We start from the raw sequence: 1,190 nt of genomic DNA, 5'->3' as shown, positions 1-1,190 counted from the left end.
CATGAAGGACAGCAAGGTGATCGTCGCCATCAACAAGGACGAGGAGGCGCCGATCTTCCAGGTCGCCGACTACGGCCTCGTCGCCGATCTGTTCGAAGCCCTGCCGGAACTGGAAAAGGCGCTCTAAGCGAGGGGACTGAACGTGGCGCGCGCGGTGGGACGTCCAATCAAACGTGGGGCCGATCTTCTTCTGAACGATGAGGAAAAGCCGGCATATATACGGCTGCACGACATCGGCAGGGAAAGACGGCCTCGGCCGCTGCAGGAATTCCTCAACGACGTCGGCGGGCTGATGTTGTCGGCCGACGCTCCTGCCGTCGCCAGTTTCGTTGCGGGCAAGGTTCTGCAGAGGCTGCTCAAAACGGGCAAGGTGCGCCCCTTGGAGGGCGGACCTCTTCCCGGTGCGCCCGATGGGCTTGATGACGCCATTGGCCATCTTGCTAAATCAGGACGGAAATACGAGGCGATTGCCGGCCAATTCAAAAGTCTTGCCGACAGCCTGCTCTGGCGACGCGGCCGCTCGGGCCCGTTTGCAAGCCTGAATTTCGGCAACACGCATTCTCATGCTGTTCTGGTCGGCCCCGGCGGCATGGAGGAGCGCGCCGATCTGAGGGTCGGCGTGATCTATATGGACCGCTACACCCGGTTTCCCGATCATGTTCAGACGCAGCCGCGGGCCTTCATCCTGCTTTCGCCTGGAGAAATCTGCCTTGGCAATTCGCAGTGGTTCTCTGCCGCGACCGGCACAGTCTTCGCGAACGATGCGGGGCAAACATTCGCGATAAGATGCACGGCAAGGCCGCTTCTTGCGGTCTGGTGCCAGGTTGAGCCGGAGACGCGGTGAGGTTGGTTTGGGCAGCGGATCGGCGAAAGCCGGTGGGAGGCCATGCATGTCGCCCGGAAGTTGTGCAGCGGTTCCGGGATAAGGACATGCATAGAAACAACAAGGTAAAGCGCGTTGCATGAATCAAGTTCGATGCGACGCGCTTTAGCCTATCCGAATATGTAGCAGTCAGAATTCAATTTTAGAAAGGATATCAAAATGGACGTTCGCGCCGCCGTAGCCGTTCAGGCCGGAAAACCGCTCGAAGTGATGACCGTGCAGCTGGAAGGTCCGCGGGCCGGCGAAGTGCTGGTCGAGGTCAAGGCGACGGGCATCTGCCACACCGACGATTTCACCCTGTCGGGTG

At 60.1% G+C, this 1,190-nt stretch carries 1 protein-coding gene and 2 pseudogenes; all 3 read left to right on the top strand.

From position 1 onward, the window contains the following. Nucleotides 1–127, top strand: a pseudogene (locus K6N12_RS33510) (electron transfer flavoprotein subunit alpha/FixB family protein); the annotation flags it as partial. Nucleotides 128–142: 15 nt separating this feature from the next. Next, nucleotides 143–844, top strand: a complete 702-nt coding sequence (locus K6N12_RS33505; protein ID WP_222134778.1) for a dimethylsulfonioproprionate lyase family protein — start codon at nucleotides 143–145, stop codon at nucleotides 842–844. Nucleotides 845–1,042: 198 nt separating this feature from the next. Then, nucleotides 1,043–1,190: pseudogene (locus K6N12_RS33500) on the top strand (S-(hydroxymethyl)glutathione dehydrogenase); the annotation flags it as partial.

Source organism: Rhizobium redzepovicii (assembly GCF_019793435.1).
GTDB classification, from domain to species: Bacteria; Pseudomonadota; Alphaproteobacteria; order Rhizobiales; family Rhizobiaceae; genus Rhizobium; species Rhizobium redzepovicii.
This window is presented reverse-complemented; position numbering and strand designations above follow the sequence as displayed.